1 protein-coding gene is annotated in these 1,125 nt (G+C 69.3%); it reads right to left on the bottom strand.

Annotation, left to right across the window (positions count from 1 at the left end; all coding sequences use genetic code 11):
* On the bottom strand, positions 1 to 1,125 hold a 1,125-nt coding region (locus tag P5F91_RS29810; RefSeq protein WP_277909158.1), incomplete at both ends, for a beta strand repeat-containing protein.

The following is a 1,125-nucleotide window of genomic DNA, read 5'->3' as shown; positions in this document are numbered from 1 at the left end:
GTCGTTCAGGCCCGCGACGACCAGATTGGTGCCGCTGGTGGTGCCGGTCACGGCCAAGCCGGTCACGCCCCCCGCCGCCACGTTGGCGCCGGTGTAGTTGGAGCCGACGCCGCCCGTCACCAGGGTGGTGGAGCTGACCTGTCCCGCCAGATAGTTGGCGGTGCCGGACAGCGTGGCCACGACCGTGCCGCCGGTGATGCTGGCCGCACCGCTGACCACCAGGCGGCCCGCGCCGACATCCAGGGTACCGGCTGTCTGGCTGTACTGGCCCGTGACGCTGATCAGCGTGCCCAGCCGCACCGAGGCGCCCATGTTGGACAGGGTGTTGCCGCCCAGGACAACCTGATCGTTCAGCAGCAGGCTGCCCGAGGCCAGCACCACGTTGGCGTTGCTGGCCAGCGCGCCGACGGCGCCGGATTGGCCGGTCAGGGTGCCGATGGTGCCGCCCGTCCCGCCGATGATGGTCAGCGGGCCGCCGCCGGCATTGTTGATGGTCCCGGCGATGGTGCCGGTGTTCACCAGCGTGCCCAGGATGCTGCCGATGTAGAGCGCCTGCGAGCCGTTGATCAGCCCGCTGTTGACCAGGGTGCCGACGGACCCGCCGAAGGCCACGGCCACGCTGACGCCGCTGATGGTGCCGCTGTTGACGACCGTGCCGTAGTTGCCCTGGCCCTGGACCCCGGTGCTGCCCGCGGCGATCACGCCGGTGTTGACCAGGGTGCCCACACTGCCCTGATTGACGAAGGCGTACCGGCCGTTCAGCAGCCCGCTGTTGGTGACGACGCCAACCGAGCCGCCGTTGGTGATATGGATGCCGGTATTGGCGCTGATGGTGCCGGTGTTGGTGAGCGTGGCCAGCGTGCCGCCGACATAGTCGTTGTTGACGGCCAGCAGCAGGTCGACATTGCCGCCGATGGTGGCGATGGACGTGCCGGTGCTAAGGCCCAACGCACCGCCCGTGACGGTGAGGGTGGCACCGGTGTAGTTGGATCCCGCGCCGCCCTGCACCAGGGTGTAATTGCCACCCGCCAGGTAGTTGCCCGTGCTGGACAGGCTGGCGCTGACCTTGCCGCCGGTGATGCTGGCCAAGCCGCTAACCACCAGCTGGCTGACCCCGGGGTTGAC

The sequence above is a fragment of the Nitrospirillum amazonense genome, from assembly GCF_029594735.1.
In the GTDB taxonomy this organism is placed as follows: domain Bacteria; phylum Pseudomonadota; class Alphaproteobacteria; order Azospirillales; family Azospirillaceae; genus Nitrospirillum; species Nitrospirillum amazonense.
The sequence above is the reverse complement of the archived record's forward strand: the minus strand, read 5'-3'. Positions and strand labels throughout refer to the sequence as shown.